Annotated in this window: 18 protein-coding genes; 3 read left to right on the top strand and 15 right to left on the bottom strand. The window is 70.1% G+C overall.

Annotated features, from left to right (window positions below; all coding sequences use genetic code 11):
* Positions 1-876 (bottom strand): 30S ribosomal protein S2, encoded by an 876-nt coding sequence (gene rpsB, locus ABD770_RS12290; protein ID WP_344819960.1) that lies wholly within the window; start codon positions 874-876, stop codon positions 1-3.
* Positions 877-1,205: 329 nt separating this feature from the next.
* Here rpsB and ABD770_RS12285 point away from each other — a divergent pair, with 329 nt between their 5' ends.
* Complete coding sequence (locus ABD770_RS12285; protein ID WP_344819959.1) at positions 1,206-1,787, top strand: murein hydrolase activator EnvC family protein; 582 nt, start codon at positions 1,206-1,208, stop codon at positions 1,785-1,787.
* A 16-nt stretch (positions 1,788-1,803) separates the two neighbouring features.
* Here the strand turns inward: ABD770_RS12285 and ABD770_RS12280 are convergent, their stop codons facing one another.
* The 9 genes from ABD770_RS12280 to ABD770_RS12240 form a co-directional block, all read right to left on the bottom strand.
* Complete coding sequence (locus tag ABD770_RS12280; RefSeq protein WP_344819958.1) at positions 1,804-2,706, bottom strand: tyrosine recombinase XerC; 903 nt, start codon at positions 2,704-2,706, stop codon at positions 1,804-1,806.
* 64 nt (positions 2,707-2,770) lie between these two features.
* Complete coding sequence (dprA, locus tag ABD770_RS12275) at positions 2,771-3,958, bottom strand: DNA-processing protein DprA (RefSeq protein ID WP_344819957.1); 1,188 nt, start codon at positions 3,956-3,958, stop codon at positions 2,771-2,773.
* A complete protein-coding gene (locus ABD770_RS12270) occupies positions 3,955-5,484 on the bottom strand; it encodes a YifB family Mg chelatase-like AAA ATPase (protein ID WP_344819956.1) in 1,530 nt (509 codons plus the stop codon). Before ABD770_RS12270 ends, dprA begins: the two co-directional genes overlap by 4 nt.
* A complete protein-coding gene (locus tag ABD770_RS12265; protein ID WP_344819955.1) occupies positions 5,481-5,843 on the bottom strand; it encodes a YraN family protein in 363 nt (120 codons plus the stop codon). The genes ABD770_RS12270 and ABD770_RS12265 overlap by 4 nt, the downstream gene beginning before the upstream one ends.
* A 117-nt stretch (positions 5,844-5,960) precedes the next feature.
* Entirely contained in the window at positions 5,961-6,287 is a 327-nt protein-coding gene (locus ABD770_RS12260) for a DUF2469 family protein (protein ID WP_344819954.1), read from the bottom strand.
* A gap of 12 nt (positions 6,288-6,299) precedes the next feature.
* Positions 6,300-6,956: a ribonuclease HII gene (locus ABD770_RS12255; protein ID WP_344819953.1), complete on the bottom strand. Its 657-nt coding sequence runs from the start codon at positions 6,954-6,956 to the stop codon at positions 6,300-6,302.
* Between the two features lie 2 nt (positions 6,957-6,958).
* The gene (lepB, locus tag ABD770_RS12250; RefSeq protein WP_344819952.1) at positions 6,959-7,690 is read right to left on the bottom strand and encodes a signal peptidase I; all 732 of its coding nucleotides are present in this window, start codon (positions 7,688-7,690) and stop codon (positions 6,959-6,961) included.
* A gap of 120 nt (positions 7,691-7,810) precedes the next feature.
* Positions 7,811-8,155 carry a 50S ribosomal protein L19 gene (rplS, locus tag ABD770_RS12245; RefSeq protein WP_344819951.1) on the bottom strand — a complete coding sequence of 115 codons (345 nt, stop codon included), beginning with the start codon at positions 8,153-8,155 and terminating at the stop codon, positions 7,811-7,813.
* A 169-nt stretch (positions 8,156-8,324) separates the two neighbouring features.
* Positions 8,325-8,813: an MFS transporter permease gene (locus ABD770_RS12240; RefSeq protein ID WP_344819950.1), complete on the bottom strand. Its 489-nt coding sequence runs from the start codon at positions 8,811-8,813 to the stop codon at positions 8,325-8,327.
* 104 nt (positions 8,814-8,917) lie between these two features.
* On the opposite strand from ABD770_RS12240, the gene map reads away from it, so the two are divergent.
* Complete coding sequence (gene map, locus ABD770_RS12235; protein WP_344819949.1) at positions 8,918-9,700, top strand: type I methionyl aminopeptidase; 783 nt, start codon at positions 8,918-8,920, stop codon at positions 9,698-9,700.
* Positions 9,701-9,746: 46 nt separating this feature from the next.
* Here the strand turns inward: map and trmD are convergent, their stop codons facing one another.
* The 5 genes from trmD to ABD770_RS12210 form a co-directional block, all read right to left on the bottom strand.
* The gene (trmD, locus tag ABD770_RS12230; RefSeq protein WP_344819948.1) at positions 9,747-10,436 is read right to left on the bottom strand and encodes a tRNA (guanosine(37)-N1)-methyltransferase TrmD; all 690 of its coding nucleotides are present in this window, start codon (positions 10,434-10,436) and stop codon (positions 9,747-9,749) included.
* Between the two features lie 7 nt (positions 10,437-10,443).
* Positions 10,444-11,046, bottom strand: coding sequence for a ribosome maturation factor RimM (gene rimM, locus ABD770_RS12225; RefSeq protein WP_344819947.1), 603 nt, complete (start codon positions 11,044-11,046; stop codon positions 10,444-10,446).
* Entirely contained in the window at positions 11,030-11,260 is a 231-nt protein-coding gene (locus ABD770_RS12220) for an RNA-binding protein (protein WP_344819946.1), read from the bottom strand. Before ABD770_RS12220 ends, rimM begins: the two co-directional genes overlap by 17 nt.
* Before the next feature lie 6 nt (positions 11,261-11,266).
* Entirely contained in the window at positions 11,267-11,707 is a 441-nt protein-coding gene (gene rpsP / locus ABD770_RS12215; protein ID WP_344819945.1) for a 30S ribosomal protein S16, read from the bottom strand.
* A gap of 208 nt (positions 11,708-11,915) precedes the next feature.
* Complete coding sequence (locus ABD770_RS12210; RefSeq protein WP_344819944.1) at positions 11,916-12,887, bottom strand: sugar-binding transcriptional regulator; 972 nt, start codon at positions 12,885-12,887, stop codon at positions 11,916-11,918.
* A gap of 98 nt (positions 12,888-12,985) precedes the next feature.
* On the opposite strand from ABD770_RS12210, the gene ABD770_RS12205 reads away from it, so the two are divergent.
* On the top strand, positions 12,986-14,695 hold the full coding sequence (locus ABD770_RS12205; RefSeq protein WP_344819943.1) for a glycerol-3-phosphate dehydrogenase/oxidase: 1,710 nt from the start codon (positions 12,986-12,988) through the stop codon (positions 14,693-14,695).
* The last annotated feature ends 64 nt before the right edge of the window (positions 14,696-14,759 follow it).

Raw genomic sequence — 14,759 nt, 5'->3', positions numbered from 1 at the left:
TTACTTGACGTCGGCCGCGGCCTCGGCGGCCGGCGCGTCGGCGGCCGGGGTCTCGGCGGCAGCCGACTCCTCAGCAGGCGCCTCGGCGGCGGGCGCGGCCTCGGCGGCGGGCGGCGCGACGGCGTCGCCCTGGAGCAGCTCCTGCTCCCACTCGGCGAGGGGCTCCGCCTCGCCGGACTCCGGGTTGTGCTTCTGCTGCAGGCCCTCGGCCGCGGCATCGGCGATGATCCGGGTCAGCAGCGAGACCGAGCGGATCGCGTCGTCGTTGCCGGGGATCGGGTACTGGAAGTCGTCCGGGTCGGCGTTGGTGTCGAGGATGCCGATCACCGGGATGCCGAGCTTCTTGGCCTCGTCGATGGCGAGGTGCTCGCGCTTCGCGTCCACGACCCACAGCGCCGACGGCGTGCGCGAGAGGCTGCGGATGCCGCCGAGCGACTTGTGCAGCTTGTCGAGTTCGCGCTTCTTGAGCAGCAGCTCCTTCTTGGTGAAGCCCGAGGCGGCCGGGTTCTCGTAGTCGAGCTCCTCGAGCTCCTTCATGCGTGCCAGGCGCTTGGCGATCGTGGAGAAGTTCGTGAGGAGACCGCCCAGCCAGCGCTGGTTGACGTACGGCTGGCCGACGCGGGCGGCCTGCTCGGCGAGGACCTCCTGCGCCTGCTTCTTGGTGCCGACGAAGAGGATGGTGCCGCCGCGCGCGACGGTCTCCTTGACGAAGTCGTAGGCCTTGTCGATGTACGACAGCGACTGCTGCAGGTCGATGATGTGGATGCCGCTGCGCTCGGTGAGGATGAAGCGCTTCACCTTCGGGTTCCACCGACGGGTCTGGTGTCCGAAGTGCACGCCGCTGTCGAGCAGCTGGCGGATGGTGACCACAGCCATGGTCGTCTCCTGGTTCTGACGCTCTCGCGTCGTCGAGGTTGTTCTCGCCGGTCGGATGACCGGCAATCCTGGTGCCCGGCGCACACCCGCCCTCCGCGCAGCTGAAGTCTGTGAAGAAGGACCTGTGGGAGTGGATGCCGCGACCGGAGTCGCTCTGGGCACGCGTAGTCATCCCGATATCGGGATGCCCTTCAAGCATACAGGACCGGCGGGGTCCGCACCCATCGGATCGTGTGCGTTCGCCCTGCACATCCGGCGGGCACGGGCGGTTCTCCACGGATGCGGGGATCGCCGCCTCCCGGCATGCTCAGCGGTGTCAGGGTTGCGGTGTGACGACGACCATCCGCAGACCGCATCCCGTGCTGATCCCGATGTGCGTCATCCTCGCGCTCATGCCCTCGGCCACCGCGTCCGCCGCCGCGCACACGGTCGACGCCCCCGGCATGAGCCCCGCCGTCTCCGTCGCCGGTGCGCCCGTCTCGGAGGACGCCCCGGGCCATCCATGGCTCTGGCCGGTCTCCGAGGCCCGTGAGGTCCTCGAGCCGTACCGCGCCCCGGCTCACGACTACGGTCCGGGGCATCGCGGGATGGACATCGCAGCGCAGCCGGGGGCCGACGTGCTCGCACCGGCTGCAGGGGTCGTCGCCTTCCGCGGTGTCGTCGTCGATCGTCCGCTGCTGACCATCGCTCACGGCGACGGGTACGTGACGACGCTGGAGCCGGTCGTCTCCGGCCTGGCGCCCGGCGTCGCGGTGACCGCCGGGATGACAGTGGGCACGGTCTCGGCGGGCGGGCATGCCGTGCGCGGGAGCCTGCATGTCGGCGTTCGCATCGACGGCGCCTATGTGAATCCTCGCGGGCTGTTCGGGACGGCGGAGCGAGCCGTGCTGCTGCCGTGCTGCGAGGGCTGAGCGGCGGGATCCATCATCACGCGCGGGGGTGGGCGAGGCGGTAGGCGGCGGTGAGTCGCTCCGCTGACACGTGCGTGTAGATCTGGGTGGTTCCGAGGCTCGCATGACCGAGGATCTCCTGCACGGCGCGCAGGTCCGCGCCTCCGTCGAGCAGATGGGTCGCGGCGGAGTGCCGCAGCGCGTGCGGGCCGACGTGCTCGGTGCCCACGACGGGGCCGAGCGCCCGAGTCACGAGCGCGTAGACGCTGCGCGGGCCGATGCGCGCTCCGCGGGCGCCGAGGAACAGCGCCGGCGTGCTCGCAGTGGATCGGGCGAGCAGGGCGTCTCGCCCGCGGGTGAGGAAGGCGCCCACCGCGTCGGCCGCCGGCCTGCCGAACGGGACGATCCGCTCCTTGTCTCCCTTGCCGACCACCCGAACGGTCCTGCGGTGCAGGTCGACGTCGTCGACATCGACGCCGCACAGTTCGGACACCCGGATGCCTGCGGCGTACAGCAGCTCGAGGATGGCGTGGTCGCGCAGCGCGATCGGATCCCCGCCGGATGCGGCGGACCTGCGCTGCTCGAGAAGCTCGCGCATGCCGTCGGCGGAGGCGACCACGGGGAGAGTCTTCACCCGACGCGGCGTGACCAGACGCAGGCTGGGGTCGACGGGAACGAGCTCGGTCTCCCTCGCCCAGCCGAAGAAGGACCGCACGGCTGCTGCTCGGCGAGCGAGCGTGGAGCGCGCGTCGCCCCGCTGCGTGGCCCGCCACAGCCAGTCCCGCAGCGTTTCCAGGTCGACCGTAGCGAGATCCCCGTCCCCGACCGCGCGTCCGAGGTCGGCGAGGTCGGAGCGGTAGGCGCGCACCGTCGAGACGGAGAGCCTGCGCACCTGGGTCAGGTGCGCGAGGAAGGCCTCCACAGCATCCGAATACGTCACCCCACCAGCATGCCCCGTTCCCGCGACGCCGGACCGGTCCCTCGCCGACGGGCGGCATGACCGATCATGACGTGCGCCGCCAGCCCTCCTCGTTCCGGACGACGACGCCCTCCAGGCCCAGCAGGCCCAGCAGGCTGCGCACCCGCTCCACGGCGAGCCCGCAGCGGCGCGCGAGATCCAGGGCGTCCCGACCGGTGCGGGTGCTCATGGCGTCCAGCAGTCGGATCTGCTCCGGGTTCATCGCGGACGACGATGACGGAGCGGTGGCTCTGTCGTCCCACAGCTCCCGCACCTCCTGGGTGCTGGTGACGCAGATCGCGTCGTATTCGCGCAGCAGCCGGTGGCAGCCCGACGATGTCGAGGAGGAGACGGGCCCGGGCACTGCGCCGATCGGCCGGCCGAGAGCGGCGGCGTGACCCGCCGTGTTCAGGGAGCCGCTGCGCGACCCCGCCTCGACGACCACTGTCGCGAGCCCTGCGGCGGCGATGAGCCTGTTGCGCTGCAGGAACCTCCAGCGGGTGGGCGCACCACCGCAGGGCACCTCGCTCAGCAGCACGCCGTGTCCGCGAATCCGCTCGAACAGCTGCTGGTGCCCGGCGGGGTAGGCACGGTCGACTCCCCCGGCGAGGAACGCAACCGTCGTCCCGCCCGAGCCCAGCGCCGCACGATGGGCGGCGCCGTCGATCCCGTAGGCTCCCCCGGACACGACCAGCACGCCCGTGGCGGCGAGCTCGCCGGCGAACTCCGCCGCGACGGACTCCCCATATGCCGTCGCGGCGCGCGCGCCGACGATGGACACCGTCTCCGCAGCAGGAAAAGTGCACATGTCGCCGCGCGCCCACAGCACGACCGGTGCGTGCACACCGAGACCGTCCAATCCCTCCGGCCAAGCCTCATCGCCGGGCAGGAGGAGCCGTCCGCCCAGTTCGATGCATGAGTTCACGGCTTCCAGAACCGCCCGCGCGTGCATTCTGGGTCGCCAGCGGTCCCGGGCCTCCGCCAGTGCCCTGGCGTCCACGACTCCCGGCTCCTCCAGACCGGTCGCCAGATCATCAGCGCTGACGGCGATGTCGAGCGCACGTGCCGCGCCGTGGATCGCGATCAGAGCACCGGCGACGCCGTCACCGGGCTCGACGAGCACGGACCACGCCGCCCGCGCGATCACCTCCGCCGGATCCGCGTCCGGTCTCAATCGCCGGGCCGCCGGCAGCAGCCGTGGCTCATCCAGCATCCGATTGGTCGCAGTCCTCATGCCAGCAGTCCTCTCTTCAGGAACAGAGCCCGTCCCAGTTCATCCGCACCGGGCACGGATACCCCGGCGAGGTCGGCCAGAGTCCAGGCGATCCGCAGCACCCGGTCGTACGCGCGCAGCGTGACCGCTCCGCGCTCCAGCGCGCGATCCAGCGGTGCACGGACCTGCGGAGGAAGACGCAGTGCACCGATGCGCAGGCGCTCCCCCGGAGCATCCCCGTTGACGCGCCAGGGGGCGCTGCGCCATCGTTCTGCCGCCGCTGCGCGTGCCGCCACCACCCGTTCCCGTGCGATGGCGGACGTGAGCGTGGACCTCTCCCCCGAGGTCGCCCGGGATGCGGCCACACGAGCCACGCGCAGATCGATGTCGATGCGGTCCCGCAGCGGCCCCGACAGGCGGGAGGCGTAGCGCCGGATGGCCATCGGCGGGCAGGTGCACTCCGCGCCGCGGACTCCGTGGTTCCCGCACGGGCACGGGTTCATCGCGAGAATCAACTGGAAGCGTGCCGGATAGCTCGCGGTGAATCCCGCCCGGTGCACCTCGATGCGCCCGGACTCCAGGGGCTGGCGCAGGGCGTCCAGTGCGACGCGCTGGAACTCCGGCGTCTCATCGAGGAACAGCACACCGCGGTGGGCCCGCACGATCGCGCCGGGACGCGCCACCCTGGTGCCGCCGCCGACGAGCGCCGCGGACGACGCGCTGTGATGCGGAGCCACGAACGGTGCGACCGGATCGAGCCCGATGATCGGCTCCCCCGCCAGGGAGCGGATCGCCGCGACCTCGAGCGCCTCCCGATCGTCCAGCAGCGGGAGGATGCCCGGCAGCCGCCTCGCCAACATGGTCTTGCCCGCACCGGGCGGCCCGCAGAGCATCATGTGGTGCCCGCCCGCAGCCGCCACGACCAGGGCGTCGACGGCCTCCTCCTGACCGATCACATCGGCGAGATCCAGCCCGTCGGGCTCCGCCCGCTCGGGTGCCGCGATGCGCACGGGCTCGACATCGGGCACCTCCACGTCGGCGCCGTGCAGCGCGGCGACCTCCGCGAGGGAAGCCGCCGCGCGCACCTCGATGCCGGTGACCAGCGCCGCCTCCGCCGCGTTGGCGTACGGAACGATGACCCGCGGGAATCCCGCGCGCGCCGCCGCGTAGACGGCGGGCAGCACACCGGGAACCGGGCGCAGCCTGCCGTCCAGCCCCAGTTCGCCGACGTGCACCGCCGAACGGACCGTCTCCGCGGGGATGATGCCGCCCGCGGCGGCCGTCGCGACGGCGATACCGAGGTCGAAACCGGACCCGTGCTTGGGCAGACTCGCCGGCGAGAGATTGACGGTGAGGCGTCGTCGGGGAACCTCGAGCCCTGCGTTGCTGCAGGCGTTCCACACCCGCTGCACGGCCTCGCCGAGCGCCTTGTCGGGAAGGCCGATGATCTTGAACTCGGGTGTCTGCGTCGAGAAGTCGGCCTCCACCTCGACCATGTGCCCGTCCACGCCTGTGAGCGCGACGGCCCAGGTCCGTGCGGTGCTCACAGCAGGTCCACGAGGTGCTCGAGACGGGCGGTCTCGGCATCCGCTCCGATCAGCCCGATGGCCTCCAGCCTGATCCTGCGCCGCTTCGCCTCATCCGGATGCGCTCCGGCCCACGCGAAGGCCAGCCGCCACAGGCGGCGACGTTTGCGGTCGTCGATCGCCTCGAACGGATGACCGTAGCGCTCGGAGGTTCGGGTCTTGACCTCCACCACGCACAGCCGGTCGCCGTGCGCCGCCACGATGTCGATCTCACCCTGATCGCACCGCCAGTTCCGGTCGAGGACGACGTAGCCGCGCATCCGCAGATACCGTGCCGCCCGCTCTTCGCCCGCGCGTCCCAACTCGTCTTTCGCTGCCATGACGACAGCCTGCCGGGATCAGCGGGCTCCGCCGGGCAGGATTCGCAGTCGCTGTGGAGAAGACGTGTCGATCGCCCGGCTGTGGGATCGAGTGGGGTCACGCGCGGTGCGGTGCGCTCACTTGCCGTCGAGGGAGAGCTCGTCGGGCAGCTCGAACTCGCGCCGCTGCAGCTCCTCGACGTTGACGTCCTTGAAGGTGAGCACACGGACCGCCTTGACGAAACGGTCGGCACGATAGATGTCCCACACCCAGACGTCCTTCATCGAGATCTCGAAGTAGAAATCGTTCTCGGTGTCGCGCCGGACCACATCCACCTCGTTCGCGAGGTAGAAGCGCCGCTCCGTCTCAACCACGAACTGGAACTGCGCGACGACGTCACGGTACTCACGGAACAGCGCGAGCTCGAGCTCGCGGTCGTAATCGTCGAAGGCATCCTCATCCATAGTGCTCCCAGTCTAGAAGAGTGTCGTCGGCGCGATGATCGCCCACGAGGAACGGTGCAACGGGGTCAGACCCAGCTCACCGATGGCACGACGATGCTCGGCGCTCGCATACCCCTTGTTGCGATCCCAGCGGTACGCGGGATGCTCGGGATGCAGGTCGGTCATCAGCGTGTCGCGGGCCACCTTCGCGATCACCGACGCCGCCGACACCGAGGCGCAGTCCCGGTCGCCCTTGACGACGGTGCGGACGGTGAGGGGGGCGGGGTGCACCGGCGAGATGTAGTCCAGATTCCCGTCCAGGAGCACGAGCACGCGCTCCGCGGCCCCGGCCGCCTCGATCGCCTCCTGCACGGCGCGCGACGCCGCCAGCCCCAGCGCCCGCATGATGCCGACCTCATCGATCTCTGCGGCGCTCGCCCAGCCCACGGCGGATGCGCGCACCCAGTCGGCCGCCCGCAGGGCCATCTGCGGACGACGACGCTCGGTGATCAGCTTCGAGTCGCGCAGACCCTCCGGCACCCGACGACGGGAGCCTGCGGCATCCATGACGGCCGCTCCGACGGCGACAGGCCCCGCCAGCGCACCTCGACCGACCTCGTCCAGCGCGACGATCAGGTCGAACTCCTCCTTCAGGAGCCGCCGTTCAAGGCGGAGCGTCGGCTCGATCACGCCTACCCGGCCTCCGGAACCGAACGGAACACGTCGTCCTGGGTGTCGATGAGCCCGAACCGGTCCAGCGGCCAGGTGGTCAGGAACGCCCTGCCCACCACGTTCTCCAACGGCACGAAGCCACCGCCGGGCAGCTCGCGGTGCGCACGGGAGTCCTGCGAACGATCCCGGTTGTCGCCCATCACCCAGATGGCGTCCACAGGCACTGTGACGTCGAAGTCGATGTCCGATGCCATGGTGTCACCGGGCGGGAGGTTCAGGTAGGTCGTCTCATCGACCGGCGAGCCGTTGATCGTGAGCTGGCCGAGTGCATTGCAGCACACGACGTGATCACCGGGCAGCCCGATGACCCTCTTGACGAGATGGTCCTGCGCATCCGATGTCGACAGACCCACGAACGTCAGCACCCAGTCCGCGGCCTCGACGACGAAGGGGCGCGCCGGACGCTGCGGTGCCGGGGGCAGCCATCCACCGGGGTCCTTGAAGACCACCACGTCGCCGTGATCGTACCCCGCCCAGACCGGCGTCAGCTCGTCGACGAGGATGCGGTCGTCGATCATGAGCGTGCGCTCCATCGACCCGGACGGGATGTAGAACGAGCGGACGATGAACGTCTTGACGACGAAGGACACCAGAGCCGCGATGAGGACGATCACGAGGACGTCGCGCAGGAAGACCAGGGCTCCCCGTCGCCGTGCCGGTCGTTCCGCGGACTCGGCGGCGTCGGATCTCATGTGCTCCCTCTCTCCGGTGCACCGCCCGATGGCGGCATCTACAAGGTTCGCACACCCGCGCGAAGACGACAGAACCCCGGCACCATCGTGTGTCCCGGGGTCCTGTGAGCAGTCCGCGCGTCAGCCGCGCTTCTCCCTGATCTTGGCCTTCTTGCCGTGCAGGTTGCGCAGGTAGTAGAGCTTCGCACGGCGCACGTCGCCCCGGGTGACGACCTCGATGCGGTCGATGACCGGCGAGTGCACCGGGAAGGTGCGCTCGACGCCCACCTGGAAGCTGATCTTGCGGACCGTGAACGTCTCGCGGACGCCATCGCCCTGGCGGCCGAGGACGACGCCCTGGAAGACCTGGATGCGGGACCGGCTGCCCTCGGTGATGTTGACGTGCACCTTGACGGTGTCACCGGGGTGGAAGTCAGGGATGTCGGAACGGAGCGAGGCCGCGTCGACGGCGTCGAGGATCTGCATGATCGTCTCTCTCTGCACTCGCCACAGGTCGGGTGCATGATTCAAAGGGATGAGAACGTGTGTGCCCAGCGGCGCGCGAGGCGTCCACAGGCTCCCCTGAGGCAGAGCCGGATCGTGGCACGAACATCCATTCTGCCATGAAAGAAGCACCACTCAAAACCGACGCGGATCAGTCGGGCCGCCGACGCTCCTCGATGACGATCACCTCGGGATCCGGCTCGGTCGCACCCGGTGCGGAGCCGTGCGGAGTGCGCCAGTCGACGGTCTCCCGGATCCGTATGCCGGAGCCGCGCGCCTCGTCCCACAGTTGCCACAGCTGCAGCCAGAACAGCGCGATCGCGGCGGCGACGGCTCCGGTGAGCAGCCACCCGAACGCCCCGCCGGGGAACAGTCCGACGGCGATCGTCAGCACGTGCCAGACGCCGAAGCCGATGACATCCCACCAGGACAGGGCGCGCTCCGCACGCACGGAGGGCCGCGACCGCGTCAGCAGCGTGAGGATCAGCTGGCCGACGAAGACGGCCGGCATCGCCATGAGGAGCACCCACAGTAGCGTCCAGCCGTTCCGGCCGAACAGCGCCCACCCCGACAGGATCCACAGCGGAAGGACGAAGGCGGCCGGAATGAGCCACCGGAGGAATGCCTGCCGCAACCACATGGTTCGATCGTACGGGGGATGCCGCGGTTCCCGGCACCTGTTCGCTGTGAGCTTGAGGTGACGACGATCGGGGAGAATGAGATGTCTACGAGAGGAATCCGCCCATGATCGAACTGCGCACACCGGCCGAGATCGACGAGATGCGCGCCGCCGGGCGCTTCGTCGCGGAGACGCTGGCGACGCTGCGCGCGGAGACGAAGGTGGGCATGAATCTGCTGACCATCGACCGCCACGCGCATGACCTGATCCGCAGGGCCGGTGCGGAGTCCTGCTACATCGACTACGCCCCGTCCTTCGGGAACGGGCCGTTCGGCAAGGTCATCTGCATCTCCGTGAACGACGCCGTCCTGCACGGCCTCCCCCACGACTACACGCTGCGCGACGGCGACCTCGTGTCGCTGGACTTCGCGGCGTCCGTGGACGGATGGGTCGCGGATTCCGCCGTCTCCTTCGTGGTCGGCACGGCGCGCGACGAGGACCTGCGTCTCATCGACACGACCGAACGCGCCCTGGACGCCGCGATCGAGGCGGCGGTCGTCGGCAATCGGATCGGCGACATCTCGGCGTCCATCGCCGCCGTCGCGCACGGCGAGGGGTACTCCATCAACACCGACTTCGGCGGACACGGCGTCGGACGCGTCATGCACGGCGACCCTCATGTGCCCAACGACGGCCGCGCCGGGCGCGGCTTCCCGCTGCGCGAGGGCCTGGTGTTCGCGCTGGAGCCGTGGCTGCTGGCGACCACCGATGAGCTGCGGACGGACGCCGACGGCTGGACGCTGCGCAGCGCGGACGGCTCCCGCGGATCGCACTCCGAGCACACCGTCGCCGTCACGGAGGACGGACCGATCGTGCTGACCGACCGCGGCTTCCTGGGCGTCGACTGACGCTCAGACCGCACTGCGCGCACGACGCCGCAGAGGGGTTGCACTGTCAGTCGCCCAGCAGGTCCGGCCTGCGCACCCGCGTGCGCTCGAGCTGCTGGTCGCGGCGCCAGGCGGCGACGGCGCCGTGATCGCCGCTGAGCAGCACCGGCGGGACCTCCCGCCCGCGCCACACCGAAGGCTTCGTGTAGGACGGGTACTCCAGGAGGCCGTCCTCGTGGGATTCCTCCACCAGGCTCTCGGGATTGCCGACCACGCCGGGGATGAGGCGTCCGATCGCCTCGATCATGGCCATCACGGCGACCTCTCCCCCGTTGAGCACGTAGTCGCCGAGGCTGATCAGACGCGTCTCGCCGAGTTCGGACGCGTATTCGAAGACGCGCTCGTCGATGCCCTCGTAGCGTCCGCAGCCGAAGATGAGGTGCTCGCGCGTCGCGAGCTCGCGCGCCGTGGCCTGGGTGAGGACCTCGCCCGCCGGCGACGGGAAGATGATGGTGGGTCGATGCTGCGCATCCGCGGTCAGCCCGTCCAGCGCCTCGCCCCAGGGCTCCGGTTTCATGACCATGCCGGCACCGCCGCCGTACGGCGTGTCGTCGACCGTGCGATGCCGGTCGTGCGTCCAGTCGCGCAGATCATGCACGGCAAGATCGAGGATGCCGACGTGCTGCGCCTTCCCGAGCAGGGAGAGTGTCAGACCGTCGAAGTACGACGGGAAGATCGAGACGACGTCGATGCGCATGGCGCCGTCATTCCGACGCGCGTTCGTTCACCGCGTCCGCCCGGGCGGCGCCGTCGGAGGCTGACGGGAGCTCCTCGAAGAGGCCGTCGGGCGGGGTCACGACGATGCGGCCCGCGGCGATGTCCACCGTCGGCACGATCGCGGCGACGAACGGGACCATGACCTCGGTGGTCGCTGTCCTGACGATCAGCAGATCCTGCGCGGGCAGGTGCTCGACGCGCAGCACGCGTCCGATGACGGCGTCATCGCGGACGACCTCGAGCCCCACCAGCTGATGGGCGTACCAGGCGTCATCCTCGTCGTTCTCGTCCTCGTCCATCCAGAGGATGGCGCGCACGAGCGACTCGGCGGTCGTGCGGTCCTCGACGCCCTCGAAGAACACGACGGAGCTGCTGTTCATGACGCGGTAGTCGCGGACGGTCACGGTCTTGCCGTGCCACACGGACGCCTCCGGCACCTGCAGCGTGAACTCGGCGCCCGGGACGAAACGGCGCTCGGGGCTGTCGGTGTACAACTCGAGCTTCAGCGCGCCCTTGAGGCCGTGCGCCTTGAGCAGCCGGCCGACGCGGAGCTGGTTCCGCTCGCCCGCCACGTCAGTCGTCCGCGACATCGACGCGGACGCGGCGCCCGTCGGCGAGAGCGGTGATGAGCGTGCGCAGCGCCTTGGCGGTGCGGCCGCCGCGCCCGATCACGCGACCACGGTCATCCGGGTGCACGTGCACCTCGAGGAGGTCACCTCGGGGCGACGCGGATGCGGTGATGCGGACGTCGTCGGGATGATCGACGATCCCCTTGACGATGTGTTCGAGCGCGGCGGCGAGCACGACGGACTACTCCGCGTCGGCGGGAGCCTCGGCGGCCTCCGCGTCGGCGGGAGCCTCGGCGGCCTCCGCGTCGGCGGCGGGAGCCTCGGCGGCCTTCTCGGCCTTGGGCTTGATGACCGACTTCTTCGAGGAGTCGGCTTCGAACGCGGCCTTCGGCTCAGCGACCTGGACGGTGGACTTCGCGTCCTTGTCGCCCTTGAACCTGCCCCAGTCGCCGGTCAGCTTCAGCAGCGCGGTGACCTGCTCGCTCGGCTGAGCGCCGACCGACAGCCAGTACTGCGCCCGCTCCGAGTCGACCTCGATGAGCGAGGGCTGCTCGGTGGGATGATACTTGCCGATCTCCTCGATGACGCGACCGTCGCGCTTGGTGCGCGAGTCGGCGACGACGATGCGGTAGTAGGGCGCACGGATCTTGCCGAAGCGCTTGAGACGGATCTTGACAGCCACGATTCTCCTGAATGGTGTGGAAAGGAAGACGAACGACGCCCGGAGAGTGGGGTGCACAACCCGGCGGAGGCTCTTTACAGGGGAACGGATGCCGGATAGAGGGTCGAGCAGCCGTCCGACCCTCTATTCTGCCAGATCCGCAGACGGTCCGCGAAACCCGACCGACACGATGCATCGACCGTCCACGAGCGGGCCGCGGCACCGCGGCTCAGGCTGCCTCATCGAGCATCCGCGCGAGGGACTCGTCGAGCACGACATCGGTGACCGCTCCCGCCGCGATGGCCGCCCGGAGCGGGCCCTCCTTGGCGGCGCCGGAGACCACGCACACCCGACGCGGCACGCGTCGCAGCCGGTCGAGCCCCGGGCCGGTGGATCGGGCGTTGAGCCGGATGTCCCTCCAGCTGCCGTCGGCGCGGAAGAACACCGTGGCGAGATCACCGATGACCCCGTCCTCACGGAGACTGCGGTAGTCGTCCCTGTTCAGGTATCCGCCCACGTACACCCTGCTCGGCACCTCCGACTGCGGCGAGCCCAGACCGAACACGGCGATGTCCATCTTCGACTGGAACGACAGCACCCGCCGAGTGCTGCGCTCGCGCCACATCGCCGCCCGCGTGTCGGGGTCGTCGAAGAAAGCCGGCACGGGGAACTGCTCGACCTGCGCGCCGAAGGCCCGGCCGAACCGCTGCAGGATCTCGCTGGAGTACTCCAGGCCGCTGGTCTGGACGTTGCCGGCCCCGTTGAGCTGCACGACGGTGGTGCCGTGCGTCTCCTTCGGCACGAGGGTCCTGCTGACCATCCCGATCGTCGATCCCCAGGCGACGCCCACCACCATGTTGGACTCCACGAACTGCGACACCAGCCGGCCCGCCGTCAGGGCCACGCGCTCCAGCCTCTCGACCTCGTTGACGATGCCGGACATGGGCACGACGTGCGCGGCGATGCGGAACCGGCTGCGCAGTCGCTCCTCGAGCTGCCCGGCCCGCTCGAACGGCGAGTTCACGCGGATGTCCACCAGTCCGGTCTTCCGTGCGTGCGCGAGCAGTCGCGACACGGAAGAGCGCGAGGTGGACAGCTCGGCCGCGATCGCGTCCATCGTCATGTCCTGGAGGTAGTAGAGCTTCGCGGCGGTGAGCGCCGCGGTCGTCTTCGCGATCCGTCGACCGTCGTCCGCGCTCATGAGAATCCGCCTCCGGACTCAGCATTGCACATTCGTGCAATGCGTTTGCGAGATCCGGCCAGGGATCGGATGCTGGAAGCGGAGCGAAGGGGTAGACGATGGTCGAGGAGACACGGCGGGCACGACGGGATGCGGAACTGGCAGCGGTCAGGGAGACGAGCCGGACGTCGGTGCTCATCATCGGTGCGGGGATCAACGGCATCTCGCTCTTCCGCGATCTGGCGCTGCAGGGGGTCGACGCCGTCATCGTGGACCGCGGGGATCTCGCCGGAGGCGCCACCTCGGCATCCAGCCACATGATCCACGGCGGCATCCGCTATCTGGAGAACGGCGAGTTCCGTCTCGTCCGGGAATCCGTGCAGGAGCGCAACGGTCTGCTGCGCACCGCACCGCATTACGTCAAGCCGCTGCGGACGACCATCCCGATCTACTCGACCTTCTCGGGCATCCTCGCCGCCCCGCTGCGCTTCCTCACGCACCGCAGCGGAAAGCCCCGCGAGCGCGGCGCCGCACTCATCAAGACCGGCCTGCTGATCTACGATCTCTTCTCCCGCGACGGCGGCGCCGTGCCGCGGCACCGGTTCCTCGGCCGCACCGCGTCGCTGGCGGAGCTGCCGCAGCTGGACCCGAGGATCCGGTACACCGCCACGTACTACGACGCCTCCATGCATGATCCGGAGCGGCTCGCGCTGGACGTGCTCCAGGACGCCCGCTCCGCGCACTCCGGCGCGCACGCCCTCACCTATGTGGCGGCGGTGGGCCGGGAGGAGGACGCCGTCGTGCTGCGCGACCTCGAGACCGGCGAGGAGTTCACGATCCGGGCGGACGTCGTCGTCAACGCCTCGGGGCCGTGGGCCGACCTCACCAATGCGGACATCGCCGCGCCGACGCGCTTCATGGGTGGCACGAAGGGGTCGCACATCGTGCTGGACTCCCCGGCGCTGCTGGACGCGACGAAGGGCCGCGAGATCTTCTTCGAGCACTCCGACGGGCGCATCGTGCTGATCTACCCCCTCAAGGGCCGCGTTCTCGTGGGCACCACGGACATCGAGGCGGATCCTCGCGAGCCCGCGCGCTGCACCCGGGAGGAGGTGGACTACTTCTTCGAGCTGATCCACCACGTCTTCCCCGGCATCGACGTCACGCGCGAGCAGATCGTGTACAGGTACTCCGGCATCCGCCCGCTCCCCCACCACGAGGACACCGCGCCGGGATTCGTGTCGCGGGACTACCGGATCGAGGTCGACGACTCCGGTGCCGTCCCGCACATCACCCTCGTCGGCGGCAAGTGGACGACGTTCCGTGCCCTGGGCGAGGCGCTCGCCGATCGCGTCCTCGAGCTGCTGGGTCGTGCCCGCGCGGTGTCCACCGCCGGACTGCCGATCGGCGGCGGACGAGGCTACCCCCGCACGACCCGGGCGCGGCGGTCGTGGATGCGGGTGCACCTTCCCGGCGCGGATGAGCGCGCACCGGCGCTGCTGGAGCGCTACGGGACGCGTGCGGCCGAGGTGTGGAAGCACATCTCCCGAAGTGAGGACCGGCCGCTGGCCGGCGGTGCGCTCTCCACCGGCGAGCTCGAATGGATGGTGGAGCACGAGCTCGTCGTGAGACTCGCCGACGTCGTGCTGCGCAGGACGGGAATCGCCTTCACGGGCGGCGCCACCGGCGAGATCCTCGAGGAGATCGCCGGGGAACTGGGCCGCCTGCTCGGCTGGGACCCGGCGCGGGTGAACACGGAGATCGTCGACACCGCGGAACTCCTGCGCGACGCCCACGGCCTGTCGATCACGGTGCCCGCCCGGTCCTGAGCCGTCCGGGGCCCCGGACGGCTCGTGCCCCCGACGCGTGACCCCCGCATCGCATCCGCCGATC

The sequence above is a fragment of the Microbacterium soli genome (genome assembly GCF_039539005.1).
Lineage (GTDB): Bacteria > Actinomycetota > Actinomycetes > Actinomycetales > Microbacteriaceae > Microbacterium > Microbacterium soli.
Note: the sequence above shows the minus strand (reverse complement) of the source record. Positions and strands in the feature narration are given on the sequence as shown.

Excerpts from the sequence above, each read along its gene's own strand:
- rimM (WP_344819947.1), bottom strand. The coding sequence starts at position 11,046 with ATGTCGCGGACGACTGACGTGGCGGGCGAGCGGAACCAGCTCCGCGTC.
- rpsB (WP_344819960.1), bottom strand. The coding sequence starts at position 876 with ATGGCTGTGGTCACCATCCGCCAGCTGCTCGACAGCGGCGTGCACTTC.
- ABD770_RS12240 (WP_344819950.1), bottom strand. The coding sequence starts at position 8,813 with ATGTGGTTGCGGCAGGCATTCCTCCGGTGGCTCATTCCGGCCGCCTTC.
- map (WP_344819949.1), top strand. The coding sequence starts at position 8,918 with ATGATCGAACTGCGCACACCGGCCGAGATCGACGAGATGCGCGCCGCC.
- ABD770_RS12205 (WP_344819943.1), top strand. The coding sequence starts at position 12,986 with ATGGTCGAGGAGACACGGCGGGCACGACGGGATGCGGAACTGGCAGCG.
- lepB (WP_344819952.1), bottom strand. The coding sequence starts at position 7,690 with ATGAGATCCGACGCCGCCGAGTCCGCGGAACGACCGGCACGGCGACGG.
- rplS (WP_344819951.1), bottom strand. The coding sequence starts at position 8,155 with ATGCAGATCCTCGACGCCGTCGACGCGGCCTCGCTCCGTTCCGACATC.
- ABD770_RS12260 (WP_344819954.1), bottom strand. The coding sequence starts at position 6,287 with ATGGATGAGGATGCCTTCGACGATTACGACCGCGAGCTCGAGCTCGCG.
- ABD770_RS12265 (WP_344819955.1), bottom strand. The coding sequence starts at position 5,843 with ATGGCAGCGAAAGACGAGTTGGGACGCGCGGGCGAAGAGCGGGCGGCA.
- dprA (WP_344819957.1), bottom strand. The coding sequence starts at position 3,958 with ATGAGGACTGCGACCAATCGGATGCTGGATGAGCCACGGCTGCTGCCG.
- trmD (WP_344819948.1), bottom strand. The coding sequence starts at position 10,436 with ATGCGCATCGACGTCGTCTCGATCTTCCCGTCGTACTTCGACGGTCTG.
- ABD770_RS12210 (WP_344819944.1), bottom strand. The coding sequence starts at position 12,887 with ATGAGCGCGGACGACGGTCGACGGATCGCGAAGACGACCGCGGCGCTC.